At 62.7% G+C, this 1,179-nt stretch carries 1 protein-coding gene; it reads left to right on the forward strand.

The annotated features are described in order from the left end of the window. The first annotated feature begins 61 nt into the window (after positions 1-61). Complete coding sequence (locus DL899_RS19220; RefSeq protein WP_111735911.1) at positions 62-1,153, forward strand: IS630 family transposase; 1,092 nt, start codon at positions 62-64, stop codon at positions 1,151-1,153. Positions 1,154-1,179 lie beyond the last annotated feature (26 nt).

Here is a 1,179-nt window from a genome sequence, read left to right on the forward strand (position 1 = left end):
CCTAGTGTTCCCCACCTTACACAAGATTCCCATCTGAGGTCAGATGTGCCAATGTCAGGACATGAGACGCATAGACATCTGCCTGTATCTGAGCCCCGCTGACCGTGCACAGCTTGAAGCCCTGGTCACCGACCGTAACACACCGCGAAAGCTGGTCTGGCGGGCCGAAATCGTGCTGGCGACGGCGGACGGCTATGGGACCTTCGAAATCATGCGGCGCGCGAACACGTCGAAGCCGACCGTCTGGCGCTGGCAGGAGCGCTACCTTGACGAAGGGGTGGCCGGGCTCAAGCGCGACAAGACCCGGCCGTCGCGGGTGCCGCCGCTGCCTCGGGAAACGCGGCTCAAGGTGATCGCGAAGACGGTGCAGGAGAGCCCGCCCAACGCCACCCATTGGAGCCGCTCTACCATGGCCGAGGCCATGGGCATCTCGCCGTCGAGCGTGGGCCGCATATGGGCCGAGGCGGGTCTGAAGCCGCACCTGACGAAGGGCTTCAAGGTCTCCAACGATCCGATGTTCGAAGAGAAGGTCACCGATATCGTCGGGCTTTACCTCGACCCTCCAGAGCGGGCGGTGGTGCTCTGCGTCGACGAAAAATCCCAGATCCAGGCCCTTGATCGGACCCAGCCGGGACTGCCGCTCAAGAAGGGCCGCGCGGCCACCATGACCCACGATTACAAGCGCCATGGCACGACCACGCTGTTCGCCGCGCTCGACGTGAAGTCGGGCATGGTGATAGGCGACTGCATGCCGCGCCACCGGGCGAAGGAGTTCCTGAAGTTCCTCCGCCGCATCGACCGGGCCGTGCCGGGGCCACGCGAGGTGCACCTGGTGCTCGACAACTACGCCACCCACAAGACGCCTGACGTCAAGGCCTGGCTGGAGAAGCACCCGCGCTTCAAGTTGCACTTTACGCCCACCAGCGCGTCATGGCTGAACCTGGTCGAACGGTTCTTTGCCGAGATCACCTCGAAGCGCATCCGGCGCGGCAGCTATACCAGCGTCGACGATCTGGAGAGCGCCATCTACGACTACCTGCTGCTGCACAACGCAAAACCGAAACCTTTCGTCTGGACCAAAACGGCTGACGATATCCTAACCCGAGAACGCCGCGCCCTGAACGCACTCAATGAAATCAGAGGAAGCAGGTAACATGCGTCAGACTCGGAACACTAGCT

Source organism: Roseovarius amoyensis (assembly GCF_003260265.1).
Classification (GTDB): domain Bacteria; phylum Pseudomonadota; class Alphaproteobacteria; order Rhodobacterales; family Rhodobacteraceae; genus Roseovarius; species Roseovarius amoyensis.

Excerpts from the sequence above, each read along its gene's own strand:
- DL899_RS19220 (WP_111735911.1), top strand. The coding sequence starts at position 62 with ATGAGACGCATAGACATCTGCCTGTATCTGAGCCCCGCTGACCGTGCA.